Genomic DNA, 17,916 nt, shown 5'->3' on the forward strand with positions numbered 1-17,916 from the left:
GCATGGGTTGGGTTCGCGGATCGCGAACCCAACATCCGGCCGCCCTCGCCGCCCCATCCCCTCCCTCCCCGGCCTGATCGCCCTCCTTGCCATCCTGGCGGTGATCGGCGCGGCGACCACCGGGCTGGTCCGGGCCGCGACCGATCTCGACCTGCTGGCGGCCTGGACCGACCCCTATCTATGGTCGGTGCTGCGCTTCACCGTGCTGCAGGCCGGGCTGTCCACCCTGATCAGCATCGCGGTGGCGATCCCGGTCGCCCGCGCCCTGTCGCGCCGCCGCTTCCCGGGCCGGACGCTGCTGCTGCGCCTGTTCGGCCTGCCGATGGTGGTGCCGGCGGTGGCCGGCGCCTTCGGCATCCTGACCCTGTTCGGCCGCTCCGGCCTGCTGGCCGAGCTGACGGCGGCACTGGGCTGGCCGCTGCGGCCGAACATCTACGGGCTGACCGGCATCCTGATGGCCCATGTGTTCTTCAACATGCCCTTCGCCGTGCGCGTGCTGCTGGCCGCCTGGGCCACCATCCCGGCCGAAAGCTGGCGCCTGGCCGCCATGCTGGGCCTGCGCGGCAGCGACCTGTTCCGGCTGGTCGAATGGCCGGTGCTGCGGCGCCAGCTGCCCGGCCTCGCCGCCCTGATCTTCCTGCTGTGCTTCACCAGCTTCGCCGTGGTGCTGACGCTGGGCAGCGGCCCGGCCTCGGCGACCATCGAGATCGCCATCTACCAGGCGCTGCGCTTCGACTTCGACCCCGGCCGCGCCGTCGCCCTGTCGCTGCTGCAGGTCGCGCTGTGCGCCCTGATGGTGCTGGCGGCGATGCGGTTGACCGGGCGGGTCGCCGACGAGGGCGGCATCGGCCGGCCGGTGCTGCGCACCGATGGCGGCACCCGGACGGCCAGGGCGATCGACACCACCGCGCTGGCGCTGGCCGCCGGCTTCGTGGTGATGCCGCTGCTGGCCATCCTGGTCGAGGGGCTGGGCGGCCTCGGCAAGCCGATCCTGGCCAGCGCCATGCTGTGGCGCGCCGCCGGCCGCAGCCTGGCCGTGGCGCTCGGCGCCGGCCTCATCGCCCTGGCGCTCGGCTGGGCCCTGGCCCACAGCATCGCGGCGCTGCGCATCGGCCCGGGGGTTGGACAAGGGCGGCGCCGAAGGCTGGCGCGACTGTTCGAACTCAGCGGCACCGTGGTGCTGGTGGTGCCGCCGCTGGCGATCGGCGCCGGGCTGTTCGTCACCCTGCTCGGCACCACCGACCTGCGGCGCTGGGCGCTGGTCATCGTCGCCCTGGTCAACGCGCTGATGGCCCTGCCCTTCGTGCTGCGGCTGCTGGTCGGCGCCGCCGAGCTGGCGCAGCACCGCCATGGCCGGCTGGCCGACAGCCTGGGCCTGTCCGGCTGGGCCCGGCTGCGGCTGGTGGAATGGCCGCTGCTGCGCCGGCCGGCGGGCTTCGCCCTGGCGCTGGCCACCGGCCTGGCCTTCGGCGACCTCGGTGTCGCCGCGCTGTTCGGCAGCGACGGCAACGAGACCCTGCCGGTGCTGGTGGCACAGCTGCTCGGCGCCTACCGGCTGCAGGAGGCGTCGACCGTGGTGCTGCTGCTGGTGCTGTTCGGGCTGCTGCTGTTCGCCCTGATCGAAAGGAGTCTCGGTGGCCGTGAACGGGGTTGAGCGGGCGATCGACATCGACGACCTGGTCTATCGCTACGAGACGATGGAGATGCGGTTCAGCCTGGCGGTGGCGGCGGGCGCCTTCATCATCCTGTTCGGGCCCAGCGGCGCCGGCAAAAGCACGCTCTTGAACCTGATCGCCGGCTTCGAGGCGCCGGTGTCCGGACGTTTGAGCCTGCTCGGCCGTGACGTGCTCGGCACCGCCCCAGCCGCCCGGCCGGTGACGACGCTGTTCCAGGACCACAACCTGTTCCCGCATCTGACCGCGGCGCAGAACGTCGCCCTCGGCCTGCATCCGGGTCGCCTGAACCCGGCCGAGAGAGCACAGGTGGCGGAGGCGCTGGCCCATGTCGGCCTGGCCGGGCTGGAGGCGCGCCGGCCGGCGCAGCTGTCCGGCGGCGAGCGCCAGCGCGTCGCCCTGGCCCGCAGCCTGGTGCGCGACCGCCCGATCCTGCTGCTGGACGAACCCTTCGCGGCACTCGGCCCGGCGCAGCGGCGCGAGATGGTCGGGCTGGTCGACCGCCTGAGGCAGGAGCGCGGGCTGACGGTGCTGATGGTCAGCCACCAGCTCGACGCCCTGCCCGGCATCGCGGCCCAGGCCGCCTTCGTCGCGGATGGCCGCATCGCCGCCACCGGCACGGCGACGGAGCTGCTGATCCATCCGCCGCTGCCGGAGATCGCGGACTACCTCGGCTATGCCGGGCCTGCGGCCTAACCGCGTCGGCCGCAGACCAGCGTGGCGTGGTCCCACCACGGGTTGACGGCAACCGAGCGGTCTTTCACCGCGAAGCCCGCAGCCGACAGCTCGAGTTCGATCTCCGCCAGCGGCTTCAGGGTCCGATAGGGCTCACCATTGTCGATCAGGCAGCCGGTCCGCGGGTCGAACCGGGCCTGGGCGTCGTCGGATTTGGGCAGCCCGCACATGCTGCTGACGACGAACACGCCATCGCGCCGCAGGATACGCCGGACCTCCGCCAGGCACCAGGCCCGGTCGTCGCCGATCAGGCAGTGCAGGCAGCTTCCGTCGATCACGATGTCGAAACGGCCGTCGCCGAAGAACGGCATCGCGCAGACGCTGCCCTGGCGCAGCACAGCGGAAAGGCCGGCGGCGGCAAACCGCTCCCGGGCCCACGCGATCGCGGTTTCCGAAATGTCGACGCCATGGGCCTCGTATCCCTTCCGCGCCATCAGGAAGGACGAGCTGCCGTTGCCGCAGCCGAGCTCGAGCATGCGGGCCGGCAGCAGCGGGAATGCGCCCTCGCGCTCCAGCCGGTCGAGCGCTTCCGTCAGCCGGGCCTGCCCCCGCTGATACTGATCGCCCGCCCATCCCGGGGATCCCGCGTCGCGCAGGCGGCGGTACTGTGCGTCATAGTCGTACATCGGAACCCCTGGTCATCGGGCCCAGATCGCCCCTTTCCAGCGTCGCCCGCCGCACGATCTCGGCGACGAAGGGGCCTTTGCCGCCGGTGTAGTGATCCCAGTCATCCCAGGTCTCGGTCGCCAGCTTCCGCTTCAGCGCGGCATAGGCCGCGGCCGCCTCGGGATGGCGGCGGAGATGGTCGCGGAACAGCAGCCGGTGCAGATGCGTCTGCGTGTCCGGGGCGCACAGATAGAGCCGCTGCCCGCGCGAGCCTCGGCCGGTGGTGAAGGCCCACATGCCGTCCTGGTACCTATTCCCGTGATAGAGGTAGTCGCCCGTCGCCTGCATCCGCTCGATCGCCTCGGGGACCGCCGCGGCTGAGTGCAGCACGATGTCAACATCGATCTTTGGCTTGGCGCAGAGGCCGGGCACGGCGGTGCTGCCGATGTGGTGGATCTCCAGCACCAGCCCCGCGAGCAGGCCCTCCAACCCGGCCCGGATCGCCTCGAACGCAGCCGGCCAGGACGGGTCGTAGTCGACGACTTCGATGGACCGGGGCCGAGGAATCCTGTCACCACCCATGCCGTCACGCCCCGGCGTAGAAGATCAGCGACACCAGCGCGAACAGCGGCAGCAGGATGCCGCAGGACCAGGCCATGTAGCCGAAGAAGCTGGGCATGGCGACGCCGCGCTCCTGCGCGATCGACCGCACCATGAAGTTCGGGGCGTTGCCGATATAGGTGTTGGCGCCCATGAACACCGCGCCGGCCGAGATGGCGCCGAGCGTCACCGCCCATTCGCCCATCAGGTGCTGCGGGTCGGCGCCGGCCATGTTGAAGAAGACGAGGTAGGTCGGTGCGTTGTCGAGAAAGCTCGACAGCCCGCCGGTCAGCCAGAAATAGGCCAGGTTGTTGGGCGCGCCGGCGCCGCCGACCAGGTCGACCAGCCCGGCCAGCGCCCCGTCGCGGCCGGCGCGCAGGATGGCGATCGCCGGCACGATGGTGAGGAAGATCGCGGCGAACAGCTTGCCGACCTCGACGATCGGGAACCAGTTGAAGTCGTTCAGCCTGCGGCTGTCCCGGCTGGTCAGCCCCCAGGACAGGCCGATGATGGCCAGAAGCAGCAGGTCGCGCACCAGATTCTCCAGCGCCACCGGCACATGATAGACGGCCAGTTCGACGCCCGGACGCCAGACCCCGCTCATCAGCACCGCGGCGATCACGCCGGCCAGCAGCAGCAGGTTGATGCCGCCCTCCAGGCCGAACGGCACCCGCGCCTCCGGCGGCACCTCGCGCAACCGGTGCTCGCGCCGAAACAGCACGGTGTCGATCGCGAAGTACAGCGCCAGCAGCACCGCGGAGCAGAACAGCATCGGCAGGAACAGGTGCTGCGTCGGCCAGAAGAAGGACACGCCCTGCAGGAAGCCGAGGAACAGCGGCGGGTCGCCCAGCGGCGACAGGGCGCCGCCGATGTTGCCGGCCAGGAAGATGAAGAACACCACGGTGTGGACCCGGAAGCGCCGGTTCTCATTGGCGCGCAGCAGCGGCCGGATCAGCAGCATGCAGGCGCCGGTGGTGCCCATCCAGCTGGCGATGATGGTGCCGGTCAGCAGGATGCCGAGATTGACGGCGGGCGTGCCGACCAGCGTGCCCTTGAGACGGACGCCGCCGGCGACGACGAACAGCGCCGCCAGCAGGATGATGAAGGGCAAATACTCGGTCAGCGCCACGGCCAGCACCTCGTACAGCGCGAGGTCGAGGCCGCGGAAGGCGGCGAAGGGCAGCAGGAAGGCCAGGCCCCAGAAGGCCGCGACCTTGCCGAAGTGATGGTGCCAGAACTGCGGCCGGACCAGCGGAAGCAGCGCGATCGACAGCAGGATGCCGACGAAGGGAATCAGCCAGGCCAGGCCGAGCGTCGCGCCGTCGAGATGCGGGGCACCCTCCGCCGCGGCCCGGGCCGGAAAGCTGGCCCCGGAGGCGACGAGCCCGGCCGCGGTCAAGGCGAGGGAGCGGCGGGCATGTCGGAGCACCGGCATGAAGATCCTTCTCGGTCCGGTTTCGGGCGGCGGGAGTATGGCGGCGCGAAACCGGGCGGCCAACCTTTTCCGGCCTGTCGGATCCATCCGACCGAAGGTAGGGTTGTCGCGACGCACGGCCCGCACTAGCTTCGAGAGAATCGAGCCAATCCGCGCAGGACAAGGGAGCCGGACCATGGAGATGACAGGCGAGCATCGGATCGCGGCGCCGCGGTCGGTGGTCTGGGACGGCCTCAACGACCCGGAGGTGCTGCGCCAGTCGATTCCCGGCTGCGACACCCTGGAAAAGACGTCGCCGACCGAGATGACGGCGACCGTCACCGCCAAGGTCGGGCCGGTCAAGGCCAGCTTCGGCGGCCAGGTCACCCTGTCCAACCTGAACCCGCCCGAGAGCTACACCATCTCCGGCGAGGGCAAGGGCGGCGCCGCCGGATTCGCCAAGGGTGGCGCCGACGTCAAGCTGGTCGAGGATGGCGACGGCACCCTGCTGCAATATGCGGTGAAGGCCAATATCGGCGGCAAGCTGGCGCAGCTCGGCGCCCGGCTGATCGACGGCACCGCCAAGAAGATGGCCGACGACTTCTTCGCCCGCTTCGCAGCCCTGATGGAGCAGCGCGCCCGTGCGGTTCCGGCCGCCGCGGCAGCGGTCGCGGTCGAGCCGATCAGCGCCGCACCGATTCTGCCGGAAGCGGCGGCGGCGATCGCCGATGTCCCGCCGCCGGTCCCGGCCGAGGCCGTGGTGAACCCGCCCAGCCCGGCCGAGGCACCGGCCGCGGCCTCCGCCCAGCCGATCCCGGCGCCGCGACCGGTGCCCGAGCCGGCTCCGCAAACCGCCGTGCCGCGGCCTTTGCCGGCCGCGGCACCGGTCGCCGAGGACCGCCGCGGAGGCCTGAGCCCGGCGATCTGGATCTCCGCCCTGATCGTGATCGTCCTGCTGCTGCTGTATCTTTATCTGTGACATCGTCGCGACCGACCTTCGGCCGGCTTGACCGAAGGTCGGACGAAACCTAGCCTTCCCCCCGGGTGGCCTGATCGATCGCCTGCAAGCGGCACGAACAACAGCCGTGGCCGGGGTCGATCAGCCGGATGGATGCCAGCTTGGGAGGAATTGATGACCACCACCGTGACCCTGACGGTGAACGGGAGGTCGGTGACGCGGCAGGTTGAACCGCGCACACTGCTCGTCCAGCTTCTGCGCGAACAACTGCTTCTGACCGGAACGCATGTCGGCTGCGACACCAGCCAGTGTGGCGCCTGCGTCGTCCATGTCGACGGCCGGTCGGTCAAGTCCTGCACCATGCTGGCCGTCCAGGCCGAGGGCAGTTCGGTCACCACGATCGAGGGCTTGGCCGCCGATGACGGCACCCTGCACCCGATGCAGGAGGCCTTCCGCGAGAATCACGCCCTGCAATGCGGCTTCTGCACGCCCGGCATGGTGATGAGCGCGGTCGACCTGCTGCAGAACAACCCCAAGCCGACCGAGCACGAGGTCCGCGAGTGGCTGGAAGGCAACATCTGCCGCTGCACCGGCTATCACAACATCGTCAAGGCCGTCCTCGACTGCGCCGCCAAATCCGGCGGCCAGCGCATCGCAGCAGAATGAGGGGGGCGGCACCATGGCACATGACGGCATCGGCGCCCCGCTGCGCCGCAAGGAGGATTTCCGCTTCCTGACCGGCAACGGTCACTACACCGACGACATCAACCGTCCCGGCCAGGCCTTCGCCTATTTCCTGCGCTCGCCGGTGGCGCATGCCCGGATTCGCAGCATCGACACCAGCGCGGCCGCGGCTGCGCCTGGCGTGGTCGCGATCTTCACCGGCGACGACCTGGCCAAGGACAAGATCGGCGGCCTGATCTGCGGCTGGATGGTCAAGTCGAAGAACGGCGAGCCGATGAAGGCCGGGCCGCACCCGGCGCTGGCCCAGGGCAAGGTTCGCTATGTCGGCGACCATGTCGCGGTGGTGATCGCCGAGACCAAGGACCAGGCCAAGGACGCGGCCGAGAAGATCGAGGTCGACTACGAGGAGCTGCCGGCCGTCGTCGCCACCAATTCGGCCCGCAAGGCCGGCGCCGCGCTGGTGCATGACGATATCCCCGCCAACACGGTCTATGAGTGGGAGCTGGGCAACAAGGCCGATGTCGAGGCCGCCTTCGCCCGCGCCTCCCACGTCACCAAGCTGGACCTGGAGAACAACCGGCTGATCCCGAACGCGATGGAACCGCGCGCGGCGATCGGCGAATACGACCGCGGCTCGGACAGCTTCACCCTGCACACCACCAGCCAGAACCCGCATGTGGCGCGGCTGGTGCTGTCCGCCTTCATCGGCATCGCGCCGGAGCACAAGCTGCGGGTGATCGCGCCCGATGTCGGCGGCGGCTTCGGATCGAAGATCTTCATCTATGCCGAGGAGACGGTCTGCGTCTGGGCGGCCAAGAAGGTCGGCCGGCCGGTGAAGTGGACCGGTGAGCGCAGCGAGAGCTTCCTGGCCGATGCGCATGGCCGCGACCATGTCACCCATGCCGAGCTGGCGATGGACCAGGACGGCAAGTTCCTGGCCCTGCGCGTCCACACCACGGCCAATCTCGGCGCCTATCTCTCCACCTTCGCCAGCTGCGTGCCGACCTATCTCTACGCGCCGCTGCTGTCGGGCCAATACGCGATCCCGGCGATCTATGCCGAGGTCGACGGCGTCTACACCAACACCGCACCGGTCGACGCCTATCGTGGCGCCGGGCGGCCGGAGGCGACCTACGTCATCGAGCACATCGTCGAGCTGGCGGCGCGCGAGATGAAGCTGGACCCGGCGGAGATCCGCCGCCGCAACTTCGTGCAGCCGACCCAGTACCCGTACCAGACGCCCGTGATCATGACCTATGATTGCGGCGACTATCCCCAGGCGATGACGGCGGCGCTGAAGCTGGCCGATTATGACGGCTTCCCGGCCCGCAAGGCCGAGAGCGCCGGCCGCGGCAAGCTGCGCGGCATCGGCTTCTCCAGCTACATCGAGGCCTGCGGCATCGCGCCCTCGGCCGCGGTCGGGTCGCTCGGCGCCGGCGTCGGCCTGTGGGAATCGGCCAAGATCCGCTTCAACCCGACCGGCAACGTCACGGTCCACACCGGCAGCCACAGCCACGGCCAGGGTCACGAGACGACCTTCGCCCAGCTGATGTCGAGCTATCTCGGCGTGCCGGCCGACCAGGTCGAGGTCGTGCATGGCGACACCGACAAGACGCCGTTCGGCATGGGCACCTACGGTTCGCGCTCGCTCGCCGTCGGCGGCTCCGCCATCGTCAAGGCGGCGGAGAAGATCATCGCCAAGGGCAAGAAGATCGCGGCCCACCAGCTCGAGGCGGCCGAGGCCGACATCGAGTTCAAGGACGGCAAGTTCACCGTCGCCGGCACCGACCGGGCCAAGACGATCCAGGAGGTCGCCTTCGCCGCCTATGTCCCGCACAACTATCCCGCGGGGGTGGAACCGGGGCTGGAGGAAAGCGCCTTCTACGACCCGATCAACTTCACCTTCCCGGCCGGCACCCAGATCTGCGAGGTCGAGGTCGACCCCGACACCGGCATCGTCACCATCGCCAACTACTCGGCGGTCGACGATTTCGGGCGGGTGATCAACCCGATGATCGTCGAAGGCCAGGTCCATGGCGGCCTCGCCCAGGGCCTGGGCCAGGCGATGATGGAGAACTGCGCCTACGACCTGGAGACCGGGCAGCTCTTGACCGGATCCTTCATGGATTACTGCATGCCGCGGGCCGACGACCTGCCGAGCTTCAATGTCGGCATGATCGAGACCGTCAACCCCTCCAACCCGCTCGGGGTGAAGGGCTGCGGCGAGGCCGGGGCGATCGCGGCGCCGCCGGCGCTGATGAACGCGATCACCGATGCCATCGGCCGCGACATGAACATGCCGGCGACGCCGGAACGGGTGTGGCGGGCGATCCACAGCGCCCCCGCCCTGGCGGCCGAGTAAGGAGAGAAAGCCATGTATGCGTTCAACTATCACAAGGCGTCCTCCGCGGCCGATGCGGTGGCCAAGCTGGGCGCCGCATCCGACGGCAAGTTCCTGGCCGGCGGCATGACCCTGATCCCGACCCTGAAGCAGCGCCTGGCCTCGCCCTCGGACGTGGTCGACCTCGGCGGTGCGGCGGAGCTGAAGGGGATCAAGGAGGAGAATGGCGGCCTGACCATCGGCGCCATGACCACCCATGCCACGGTCGCGAACTCCGAAGTGGCGCAGCGGGTGATCCCCGCCCTCGCCGTCCTGGCCGGAGACATCGGCGACGCCCAGGTGCGCAACCGCGGCACCATCGGCGGGTCGGTCGCCAACAACGACCCCAGCGCCGACTACCCCTCGGCGGTGCTGGCGCTGGGCGCCACCATCCGCACCACCAAGCGCGAGATCGCGGCGGACGGCTACTTCCAGGGCCTGTTCACCACCGACCTGGCCGAGGACGAGCTGATCACCGCGATCCACTTCCCGAAGCCGGAGAAGGCCGCCTACATCAAGTTCGACAACCCCGCCAGCCGCTACGCCATGGTCGGGGTGTTCGTCGCCAAGACCGCCGGCGGCATCCGCGTCGCGGTGACCGGCGCCGGATCCGACGGCGTCTTCCGCTGGGCCGAGGCCGAGCAGGCCCTGGCCGGCAATTTCGCGCCGGCGGCGCTGGACGGGCTGTCGGTGTCGCCTGATGACATGAACGGCGACATCCATGCCTCGGCCGAATACCGGGCGCATCTGGTCAAGGTCATGGCCAAGCGCGCGGTGCAAGCCGCCGGCTGACACAGTCCTCAAGGAGACGGCCCGCTGCGGGAGACCGCGCGGGCCGTTTCCACGACCGGGTTTCGGCCGCATGGTCCGGGTGGCGGCACGCGGGAATCGCCCCCATCCTCTTCCCGAAACCGCAACGAAACCCCATTCTGGAATGATGTCCGATCCCGCCGAGATCATCGACTGGCTGCTCGGGCCGGCCCGCACCCTGCCCTCGCCGGCTCCCATGCTGCAGGAGCTGGCCGGGCGCCTGGTCCGGGCCGGGCTGCCGCTGTGGCGGCTGACCTTCCACCTGCCGCAGTTCCATCCGCTGATCGGCGCCGCCACCTATGAGTGGCGGCCGAAAGCGGCGGCGGTGCGCGAGATCCGGTTCGATCGCGAACTAGCCGAAGGGCCGGGATACCGCAGCAGCCCGATCGCGGTGATGCACCAGACCGCCGGCATGGTACGACGCCGCCTGACTGGCCCTGGAGCGCTGGTCGACTTCCCGGTGCTGGAGGAGCTGCGTGACGAAGGTGCCGTGGATTACGTGCTGCTGCCGATGGTGTTCGGCACCGGCCGCAGGACCTCGGGCTTCGGCATGGTCTCCGACCAGCCGGCCGGCTTCGACGACGCCCAGATCGCCTTCGTCGAGCGGATCCTGCCGGCGCTGAGCGCGGTCTGCGAGATCATGGTCGACCGCCAGAAGACCGAACACCTGCTCGACACCTATGTCGGGCACGAGGCCGCGCGCCGGATCCTGGATGGCGAGATCGTCCGCGGCGGCGCCCAATCGCTGGAGGCGGTGATCCTGTTCTGCGACATGCGCGGCTTCACCGCCCGGGCCGAGGCGACGCCGCGCGACGCGCTGCTGCAGCTGATGAACGAGTACTTCACCATCATCGTCGGCGCGATCCAGACCGCGGGCGGCGAGGTGCTGAAGTTCATGGGCGACGGCATCCTGGCGATCTTCCGCATCGGCGACGGCGAGGACACGGCCGAGGCCTGCGCCCGGGCGCTGATCGGCGCGCTCGACGCCTTCGCCGGCCTCGACGCCATGAATGTGCGGCGCCGGGCCGAGGGGCTGGACGAGATCCGCGCCGGCATCGCCCTGCATTTCGGCGAGGTCATCTTCGGCAATATCGGCGCGCCGGACCGGCTGGACTTCACCGTGGTCGGGCCCGAGGTGAACCGGGCGGCGCGGATCGAGCAGATGACCAAGCTGGTCGGCCAGCGCATCCTGACCTCGGCCCGCTTCGCCGAGCTGTGCCCGGTGCGCCTGATCTCCGTCGGCACCCGCCGGCTGCGCGGCGTGCCCCGGCCGCAGGAGCTGTTCACCCCGGCCGCGGAGCTGCGCGGCGAGAAGATCCCGGATGCGGCGTAGCGCCTGGCCGGATCACTTTGCGCCCCCGTCCACCTCACCCTCGTCATTGCGAGCGCAGCCAATCCATCCATCGGGCAGCCCGCACCGGCGCCATGGATTGCTTCGTCGGCTTCGCCTCCTCGCAATGACGGTGAAGGCGAATGAGAGGCGGCGCGACAAGGCCGAAGCTGGTTCCCCGCCGCCCATCGCTCTATCCTGCCCGAAACTGGGATTCGTCTGATGAACGCTGTCGCCCTGCCCACCTCCGTCGAGGACACCCTCGCGCTCCTCTCCCGCGGCGACTATGTCGCCGACCGGCCGCTGGCGACCGCGCTGTTCCTCGCCCTGCGCCTGAAGCGGCCGCTGTTCCTGGAGGGCGAGGCCGGGGTCGGCAAGACCGAGATCGCCAAGGTGCTGTCGGCCACGCTGGGCCGGCGACTGGTGCGGCTGCAATGCTACGAGGGCCTCGACATCTCCTCGGCGGTCTACGAGTGGAACTACCAGCGCCAGATGCTGGAGATCCGCCTGGCCGAGGCCGGCGGCGCGCAGGACCGCGACCAGCTGGCCCGCGACATCTTCGACGAGCGCTTCCTGATCCGCCGGCCGTTGCTGCAGGCACTGGAGCCCGACATCACCGGGCCGGCGGTGCTGCTGATCGACGAGCTGGACCGCACCGACGAGCCCTTCGAGGCCTTCCTGCTGGAGGTGCTGTCCGACTTCCAGGTGACCATCCCGGAGCTCGGCACCATCAAGGCGGCCGAACCGCCGATCGTCATCGTCACCTCGAATCGCACCCGCGAGATCCATGACGCGCTGAAGCGCCGCTGCTTCTACCATTGGGTCGACTACCCCAATGCCGAGCGCGAGCGCGCCATCCTGCACGCCAAGGCGCCCGGCACGCCGGCGGCGCTGAGCGCCCAGATCGTCGCCTTCGTGCAGAAGCTGCGGCGGTTGGACCTGTTCAAGCAGCCGGGCGTGGCCGAGACCCTGGACTGGGCGCAGGCGCTGACCGAGCTGGACGTGCTGGAGCTCGACCCCGACGTGGTGCGCGACACGCTCGGCACCATCCTGAAGTACCAGGACGACATCGAACGGATCCAGGGCGCCGAGGCGGCGAGCCTGCTGTCCGAGATGCGGGCGGAGATGACCGCGGCGGCGGCGGCCGGCACCGTGTCCCTGCCGGTATGAGCGACGGCGGTTTCGCCCCGATCCAGACCGAACGGCTGGTCCTGCGGCGCTTCGCGGCGCGGGATGCCGCGGCGTTCCGGGCCTATCGCGACGACCCCGAGGTCGCGCGCTGGCAGGGCTGGAGCGGCTGCAGCGAGGCCGAGGCCGAAGCCTTCGTCGCCGACATGGCCGTGGCCGCCTGGGACCGGCCCGGCCAATGGTTCCAGGTCGCCATCGCCGACCGGGCGACGGATGGGCTGGTCGGCGACATCGGCGTCCATGTCCTGGCCGATGACGCGCGGCTGGTCGAACTCGGCGCCACCCTTGCCGCCGCGGCCCAGGGCCATGGCTATGCCACCGAGGCGCTGGACGCGCTGATCCGCCACCTGTTCGTGGACCTGGGCAAGCATCGCCTGCAGGCCAGCCTCGACCCGCGCAACCGGTCCTCCGCCGCCCTGTTCGAGCGGCTGGGCTTCCGCCGCGAGGCGCAGTTCCGGCGCTCCGTCTGGATCAAGGGCGAATGGTGCGACGACGACGTCTACGCCCTGCTCGCCGAAGACCGGGGCGGCCGCGATGCCGCCTGATCCCGCCCCCGGCGAACAGGGCCGGCTGGCCCTCAACGTCATGCAGTTCTGCCGGGCGCTGCGCGCCGCCGGCCTGCCGGTGGGCCCCGGCCGCACGCTGGCGGCGCTGGAGGCGCTGGAGACGATCGGCATCGCCAACCGGCAGGACGTCTACTGGGCGCTGCACGCCACCCTGGTGAACCGGCGCGACCAGCGCGACATCTTCGATCAGGCCTTCCACCTGTTCTGGCGCAATCCGGACATGCTGAAGCGCGCCATGACGCTGATGCTGCCGCAGATCCGCACCGGCAAGGAGGAGGAGCGCGCGGTCAACCGCCGGGTCGCCGAAGCCTTCGCCGACCGCAACCAGCCCGGACGCGGCGAGGCGCCGGACGACGCCAAGGACCCGCCGGAGATCGAGATCGACGCCAGCCTGACCTTCTCGGAGCGGGAGCGGCTGCAGCACAAGGATTTCGAGCAGATGAGCGCCGACGAGCTGGCCCGCGCCCGGGCCGCGATCGCGCGCTTCCGCCTGCCGGTGCGCGACGTCGCCACCCGGCGCTATGCCCCGCACCATTCGGCGCCCATCGTGGACATGCGCCAGACGCTGCGGCGGTCGCTGCGCGCTGGCGGCCATTCGATCGACCTGGCCCGGCGCATCCGCCGCACCCGGCCGCCGCCGCTGGTGGTGCTGTGCGACATCTCCGGCTCGATGAGCCAGTATTCGCGGATGCTGCTGCATTTCCTGCATGCGGTGACCACCGAGCGCGACCGGGTGCACAGCTTCGTGTTCGGCACCCAGCTGACCAACATCACCCGCCAGCTGCGCCGCCGCGACGTCGACGACGCGCTCGACCGGGTCGGCCGGGCGGCGCAGGATTGGGGCGGCGGCACCCGGATTGGCGCCTGCATCGCCGAGTTCAACCGGGTCTGGGGCCGCCGCGTGCTGGGCCAGGGCGCGGTGGTGATCCTGATCACCGACGGGCTCGACCGCGACGCGGGGGACCGGCTGGAGGCGGAGATCGACCGGCTGCATCGCAGCAGCCGCCGGCTGATCTGGCTGAACCCCCTGTTGCGCTGGGACGGCTATGCGCCAAGATCTATGGGGGCGCGTGCCCTGATGCCGCATGTCGACGAGTTCCGCCCGGTGCACAGCCTGGCCAGCCTGGCGGCGCTGGTGGATGTGCTGGGCGAGGATCAGGCGCGCGGCGACCGACGCATGGCCAGGTGGCGCCATTTGGCAGCCGCCCAGCAGGAGATGGTGCGATGAGCGATCGTGACGATGTGCTGGCCCAGGCCGCGACCTGGGCCGCCGAAGGACGCAAGGTCGCGCTGGCGACCGTGGTCTCCACCTGGGGGTCCTCGCCGCGCCCGGCCGGCAGCCAGCTGGTGATCGATGGCGACGGCCGGATGCAGGGCTCGGTCTCGGGCGGCTGCATCGAGGGCGCCGTGGTGCGCGAGGCGCTGGAGGTGATGGACGAGGGCAAGCCGCGGCTGCTCGATTTCGGCGTCAGCGACGAACAGGCCTGGGAGGTCGGGCTGGCCTGCGGCGGCAAGGTCCAGGTCTTCGTCGAGCGGCTGTCGTGAAGCGCGAGATCCTCGACGCCCTGCAGGCGGCGCGGGCGGAGCATCGCGCCGCGGCGCTGGTGACCGATCTGGCCGGCGGCGCCCAGGCGCTGGTGATCGGCGACGCGGTGACCGGCGACCTCGCCGTCGACGATGCCGTGCGGGCGGCAGTGCGGGAGGCGATCAGGCACAACCGCAGCCGCGCCACGCCGGACGGCCGGCTGTTCGTCCAGGCCTTCGTGCCGCCGCTGCGGCTGGCCATCGTCGGCGCCGTCCACATCGCCCAGTCGCTGGCGCCGATCGCGGCGCTGGCCGGCTACGACGTCACCGTGATCGACCCGCGCCGGGCCTTCGCCTCGGACGAACGCTTCCCCGGCGTGGCGGTCAGCACGGAATGGCCGGATGACGGCCTCGCGGCATTGAAGCCCGACGCCCGCACCGCGGTCGTCACCCTGACCCATGACCCGAAGCTGGACGACCCGGCGCTGGATCTGGCGCTGCGGTCGCAGGCCTTCTACATCGCCGCCCTGGGCAGCCGGAAGACCCATGCCGGACGGCTGGAGCGGCTGACGGCACGGGGCCATGGGCCGGAGACGCTGGCCCGCATCCACGGCCCGGCCGGCCTCGCGCTCGGCGCCGTCTCGCCGGCCGAGATCGCGATCTCGGTGATGGCGCAGATGACGGCGGTGCTGCACGGGGCGGAGCCGCTGGGGCCGCAGCTGCATGGTCAGGAACCGCATGGGAAGAGGCCGGCGTGATCTTCGGGACCCTGTCCACCACCGAGGCTGCCGGCGCGATCCTGGCCCACACCGTCGCCGCCGGCGACGTGGTGTTCCGCAAGGGACGGCGGCTGAGCGAGGCCGACGCCGCGACCTTGCGCGCCGCCGGGGTGCAGGAGATCCAGGCGGCGCGGCTGGAGCGCGGCGACATCCATGAGGACCAGGCGGCGGAGCGGGTGGCGACGGTGCTGCAGGGCCCCGGCCTGACCGCCAGCGCCGCCTTCACCGGCCGGGTCAACCTGTTCGCCGAGGCCGCGGGCGTGGTCGTCATCGACCGCGAGCGGATCGACCGGCTGAACCGGCTCGACGAATCGATCACCATCGCCACCCTGCCGGAATGGGCCGAGGTGGCGCCGAAGCAGATGGTGGCGACGATCAAGATCATCCCCTTCGCAGCACCAACCGATGCGGTGGCGCTGGTCGAGGTGATGTCGGCGCTGCCGGAGCGCGGGCCGGCGCTGCGCCTCGCCCGCTACCGCCCGCTCAAGGTCGGGCTGATCCAGACCCGGCTGCCGACCACCAAGCCCAGCGTGCTGGACAAGACCGCCCAGATCACCACGGACCGGCTGGCCCGGTTGGGCGGCACGCTGGTGCGCGAGCGGCGGTCCGAGCACAAGGCCCCGGCGCTGACCAGCGAGATCCGCATGGTGCAGAATCTCGGGCTCGACCTGCTGCTGATCATCGGCGCCTCGGCCATCACCGACCGGCGCGACGTGCTGCCGGCGGCGATCGAGGCCTCGGGCGGCATCGTCGAGCATTTCGGCATGCCGGTCGATCCCGGCAACCTGCTGCTGATGGGCCGCATCGGCGCCATGCCGGTGCTCGGCCTGCCCGGCTGCGCCCGGTCCCCTAAGCTGAACGGCTTCGACTGGGTGCTGCAGCGCCTCGCCGCCGGACTCAACGTCACCCGCCTCGACGTCATGGCGATGGGCGTCGGTGGCCTGCTGGCGGAGATCCCGACCCGCCCCCTGCCCCGCGACCGCGCCACCGAGGCCAACGCCATGCCGCACGCCCCCCATGTCGGCGTCGTCGTGCTCGCGGCCGGCCAGTCGCGCCGCATGGGCGAGTTGAACAAGCTGCTGGCCCCGGTCGAGGGCAAGCCGATGGTCGCCCACGCCGTCGACGCCGCGCTGGGCGCCCGGGGCATCGGCCCGGTGGTCGTGGTCACCGGCCATGAGCGCGGGCAGGTCGAGGCCGCCCTGCCCGGCCGCGCCGTCATCTTCACCGAGAATCCGCGCTATGCCGAAGGGCTCAGCACCTCGCTGGCCGCCGGCCTGGCGGCGCTGCCGCAGGGCATCGATGCCGCGCTGGTCTGCCTCGGCGACATGCCGCGGATCGCGCCGCGGCTGATCGAGCGGCTGATCGCCGCCTATGCGCCGACGGAGGGCCGTTCGATCGTGGTGCCGACCCATCAGGGCAAGCGCGGCAACCCGGTGCTGTGGGACCGCCGCTTCTTCCCGGCGATGGCGGCGGTGGCCGGCGATGTCGGCGCCCGCCACCTGATCGGCGAGCACAGCGACGAGGTGGTCGAGATCGAGGCCGGCGACCCGACCGTGCTGTTCGATGTCGACACGCCGGAGACACTGTCGACCCTGAGCCCGACGAAGGTGCGGACGTCATGATGGACGCGCTCTACGACCAGGCGATCCTGCAGCGCGCCCGGGCCGCTTTCGGCGCGGGACGGCTGGCGGCGCCGGACGGGTCGGCGATGATCGACAACCCGCTGTGCGGCGACCGCGTCACCATCGACCTGACGCTGGCGGACGGCGCCGTGGCCACGCTCGGCCATCTCGTGCGCGGCTGCGTGCTGTGCGAGGCGGCGGCGGCGCTGATCGCCGAGAAGGCGATCGGCCAGGCGCCGGCGGCGCTGCGGGACATCGCGGCCGGCATCCGGCCGATGCTGCGCGAAGGCGCCGCGCCGCCCTGGCCGGAGCTGGAAGTCTTCACCCCGGTCCGCGCCGTGCGCAGCCGGCACGATTGCGTCGAGCTGCCGTTCCGCGCCCTGACGGCGGCGCTGGACGCCGCCGGGACTTGACCCCCGCCGACCCCGGGCATACCTCGTCCCTGTCGCCCCGAAGCCGCATCAGGTCCCCATGAAATCCGCGGACGCATCCATCCTCATGGTCCCGGGCCTGTCGAGCCCGGACGAAAGCCACTGGCAGTCGCGCTGGCACTCGCGCCTGAAGACCGCGCGCTGGGTCGGTTCGGCGGATGATCCGGCGGACCGCAGCAGCCGGGTCGAGGCCCTGGTCGCCGCGGCGGCGGAGGGCGACCGGCCGATAGTGCTGATCGCCCATGGTCTGGGCGTGCTGGCCGTCGCCTTCGCCGCCCCGCGCCTGAACGGCCGCGTCGCCGGCGCGCTGCTGGTGGCGCCACCGGATCCGGCCAAGGCCGGCGCCCCCGGCTACGAGGACGTGCCGCGCGACCCGCTGCCCTTCCCCTCGCAGCTGGTGGCCAGCGCCAACGACCCGCATTGCGCCCTGGCGGTGGCCGAAGACCTGGCCGCGGCCTGGGGCAGTGGCTTCGTCGACGCCGGCGAGGCCGGGCATCTCGACAGCACCAGCGGCCACGGCCCCTGGCCGGAGGGCCTGACCCGCTTCGCCACGCTGATGGCGCGGATCTGACACCACGCGGCTGCGTCGAATTGACCTGCGGGGCAAACCGCCGGC

General features: G+C 71.1%; 18 protein-coding genes. 15 read left to right on the plus strand and 3 right to left on the minus strand.

Features of this window, described 5'->3' with window-relative positions:
• The first annotated feature begins 7 nt into the window (after nucleotides 1-7).
• A complete protein-coding gene (thiP, locus tag E9232_RS27830) occupies nucleotides 8-1,654 on the plus strand; it encodes a thiamine/thiamine pyrophosphate ABC transporter permease (protein WP_309799685.1) in 1,647 nt (548 codons plus the stop codon).
• The gene (gene thiQ / locus E9232_RS27835) at nucleotides 1,641-2,369 is read left to right on the plus strand and encodes a thiamine ABC transporter ATP-binding protein (protein ID WP_309799686.1); all 729 of its coding nucleotides are present in this window, start codon (nucleotides 1,641-1,643) and stop codon (nucleotides 2,367-2,369) included. The genes thiP and thiQ overlap by 14 nt, the downstream gene beginning before the upstream one ends.
• On the opposite strand, the gene E9232_RS27840 is transcribed toward thiQ, so the two are convergent.
• From E9232_RS27840 to E9232_RS27850, 3 genes are read right to left on the minus strand one after another with little or no spacing between them, the layout of a single operon-like run.
• Nucleotides 2,366-3,034: a class I SAM-dependent methyltransferase gene (locus tag E9232_RS27840; RefSeq protein ID WP_309799688.1), complete on the minus strand. Its 669-nt coding sequence runs from the start codon at nucleotides 3,032-3,034 to the stop codon at nucleotides 2,366-2,368. The genes thiQ and E9232_RS27840 overlap by 4 nt on opposite strands.
• Nucleotides 3,021-3,596, minus strand: coding sequence for a GrpB family protein (locus E9232_RS27845; protein WP_309799690.1), 576 nt, complete (start codon nucleotides 3,594-3,596; stop codon nucleotides 3,021-3,023). The genes E9232_RS27840 and E9232_RS27845 overlap by 14 nt, the downstream gene beginning before the upstream one ends.
• A 4-nt stretch (nucleotides 3,597-3,600) precedes the next feature.
• Complete coding sequence (locus E9232_RS27850; RefSeq protein WP_309799693.1) at nucleotides 3,601-5,049, minus strand: sodium:proton antiporter; 1,449 nt, start codon at nucleotides 5,047-5,049, stop codon at nucleotides 3,601-3,603.
• A 175-nt stretch (nucleotides 5,050-5,224) separates the two neighbouring features.
• Between E9232_RS27850 and E9232_RS27855 the strand changes: the two genes are divergently transcribed.
• The 13 genes from E9232_RS27855 (at nucleotide 5,225) to E9232_RS27915 (ending at nucleotide 17,871) form a co-directional block, all read left to right on the plus strand.
• On the plus strand, nucleotides 5,225-6,007 hold the full coding sequence (locus tag E9232_RS27855; protein ID WP_309799695.1) for an SRPBCC family protein: 783 nt from the start codon (nucleotides 5,225-5,227) through the stop codon (nucleotides 6,005-6,007).
• A 153-nt stretch (nucleotides 6,008-6,160) separates the two neighbouring features.
• Nucleotides 6,161-6,652, plus strand: coding sequence for a (2Fe-2S)-binding protein (locus E9232_RS27860; RefSeq protein ID WP_309799697.1), 492 nt, complete (start codon nucleotides 6,161-6,163; stop codon nucleotides 6,650-6,652).
• A gap of 13 nt (nucleotides 6,653-6,665) precedes the next feature.
• Nucleotides 6,666-9,032 (plus strand): xanthine dehydrogenase family protein molybdopterin-binding subunit, encoded by a 2,367-nt coding sequence (locus E9232_RS27865; RefSeq protein WP_309799698.1) that lies wholly within the window; start codon nucleotides 6,666-6,668, stop codon nucleotides 9,030-9,032.
• Nucleotides 9,033-9,044: 12 nt separating this feature from the next.
• Entirely contained in the window at nucleotides 9,045-9,842 is a 798-nt protein-coding gene (locus E9232_RS27870) for an FAD binding domain-containing protein (protein WP_309799700.1), read from the plus strand.
• Nucleotides 9,843-9,984: 142 nt separating this feature from the next.
• A complete protein-coding gene (locus tag E9232_RS27875; protein ID WP_309799702.1) occupies nucleotides 9,985-11,193 on the plus strand; it encodes an adenylate/guanylate cyclase domain-containing protein in 1,209 nt (402 codons plus the stop codon).
• 219 nt (nucleotides 11,194-11,412) lie between these two features.
• On the plus strand, nucleotides 11,413-12,360 hold the full coding sequence (locus E9232_RS27880; RefSeq protein ID WP_309799704.1) for an AAA family ATPase: 948 nt from the start codon (nucleotides 11,413-11,415) through the stop codon (nucleotides 12,358-12,360).
• Complete coding sequence (locus E9232_RS27885; protein ID WP_309799705.1) at nucleotides 12,357-12,923, plus strand: GNAT family N-acetyltransferase; 567 nt, start codon at nucleotides 12,357-12,359, stop codon at nucleotides 12,921-12,923. Before E9232_RS27880 ends, E9232_RS27885 begins: the two co-directional genes overlap by 4 nt.
• Nucleotides 12,913-14,172, plus strand: coding sequence for a vWA domain-containing protein (locus E9232_RS27890; RefSeq protein WP_309799708.1), 1,260 nt, complete (start codon nucleotides 12,913-12,915; stop codon nucleotides 14,170-14,172). The genes E9232_RS27885 and E9232_RS27890 overlap by 11 nt, the downstream gene beginning before the upstream one ends.
• On the plus strand, nucleotides 14,169-14,489 hold the full coding sequence (locus E9232_RS27895; protein WP_309799709.1) for an XdhC family protein: 321 nt from the start codon (nucleotides 14,169-14,171) through the stop codon (nucleotides 14,487-14,489). Before E9232_RS27890 ends, E9232_RS27895 begins: the two co-directional genes overlap by 4 nt.
• Nucleotides 14,486-15,226 carry an XdhC family protein gene (locus E9232_RS27900; protein WP_309799711.1) on the plus strand — a complete coding sequence of 247 codons (741 nt, stop codon included), beginning with the start codon at nucleotides 14,486-14,488 and terminating at the stop codon, nucleotides 15,224-15,226. The genes E9232_RS27895 and E9232_RS27900 overlap by 4 nt, the downstream gene beginning before the upstream one ends.
• On the plus strand, nucleotides 15,223-16,869 hold the full coding sequence (locus tag E9232_RS27905; protein ID WP_309799713.1) for an NTP transferase domain-containing protein: 1,647 nt from the start codon (nucleotides 15,223-15,225) through the stop codon (nucleotides 16,867-16,869). Before E9232_RS27900 ends, E9232_RS27905 begins: the two co-directional genes overlap by 4 nt.
• Nucleotides 16,866-17,282 (plus strand): iron-sulfur cluster assembly scaffold protein, encoded by a 417-nt coding sequence (locus E9232_RS27910; protein ID WP_309799715.1) that lies wholly within the window; start codon nucleotides 16,866-16,868, stop codon nucleotides 17,280-17,282. Before E9232_RS27905 ends, E9232_RS27910 begins: the two co-directional genes overlap by 4 nt.
• Before the next feature lie 58 nt (nucleotides 17,283-17,340).
• Nucleotides 17,341-17,871 carry an RBBP9/YdeN family alpha/beta hydrolase gene (locus E9232_RS27915; RefSeq protein ID WP_309799716.1) on the plus strand — a complete coding sequence of 177 codons (531 nt, stop codon included), beginning with the start codon at nucleotides 17,341-17,343 and terminating at the stop codon, nucleotides 17,869-17,871.
• Nucleotides 17,872-17,916 lie beyond the last annotated feature (45 nt).

It is taken from the genome of Inquilinus ginsengisoli (assembly GCF_031453975.1).
Lineage (GTDB): Bacteria > Pseudomonadota > Alphaproteobacteria > DSM-16000 > Inquilinaceae > Inquilinus > Inquilinus ginsengisoli_A.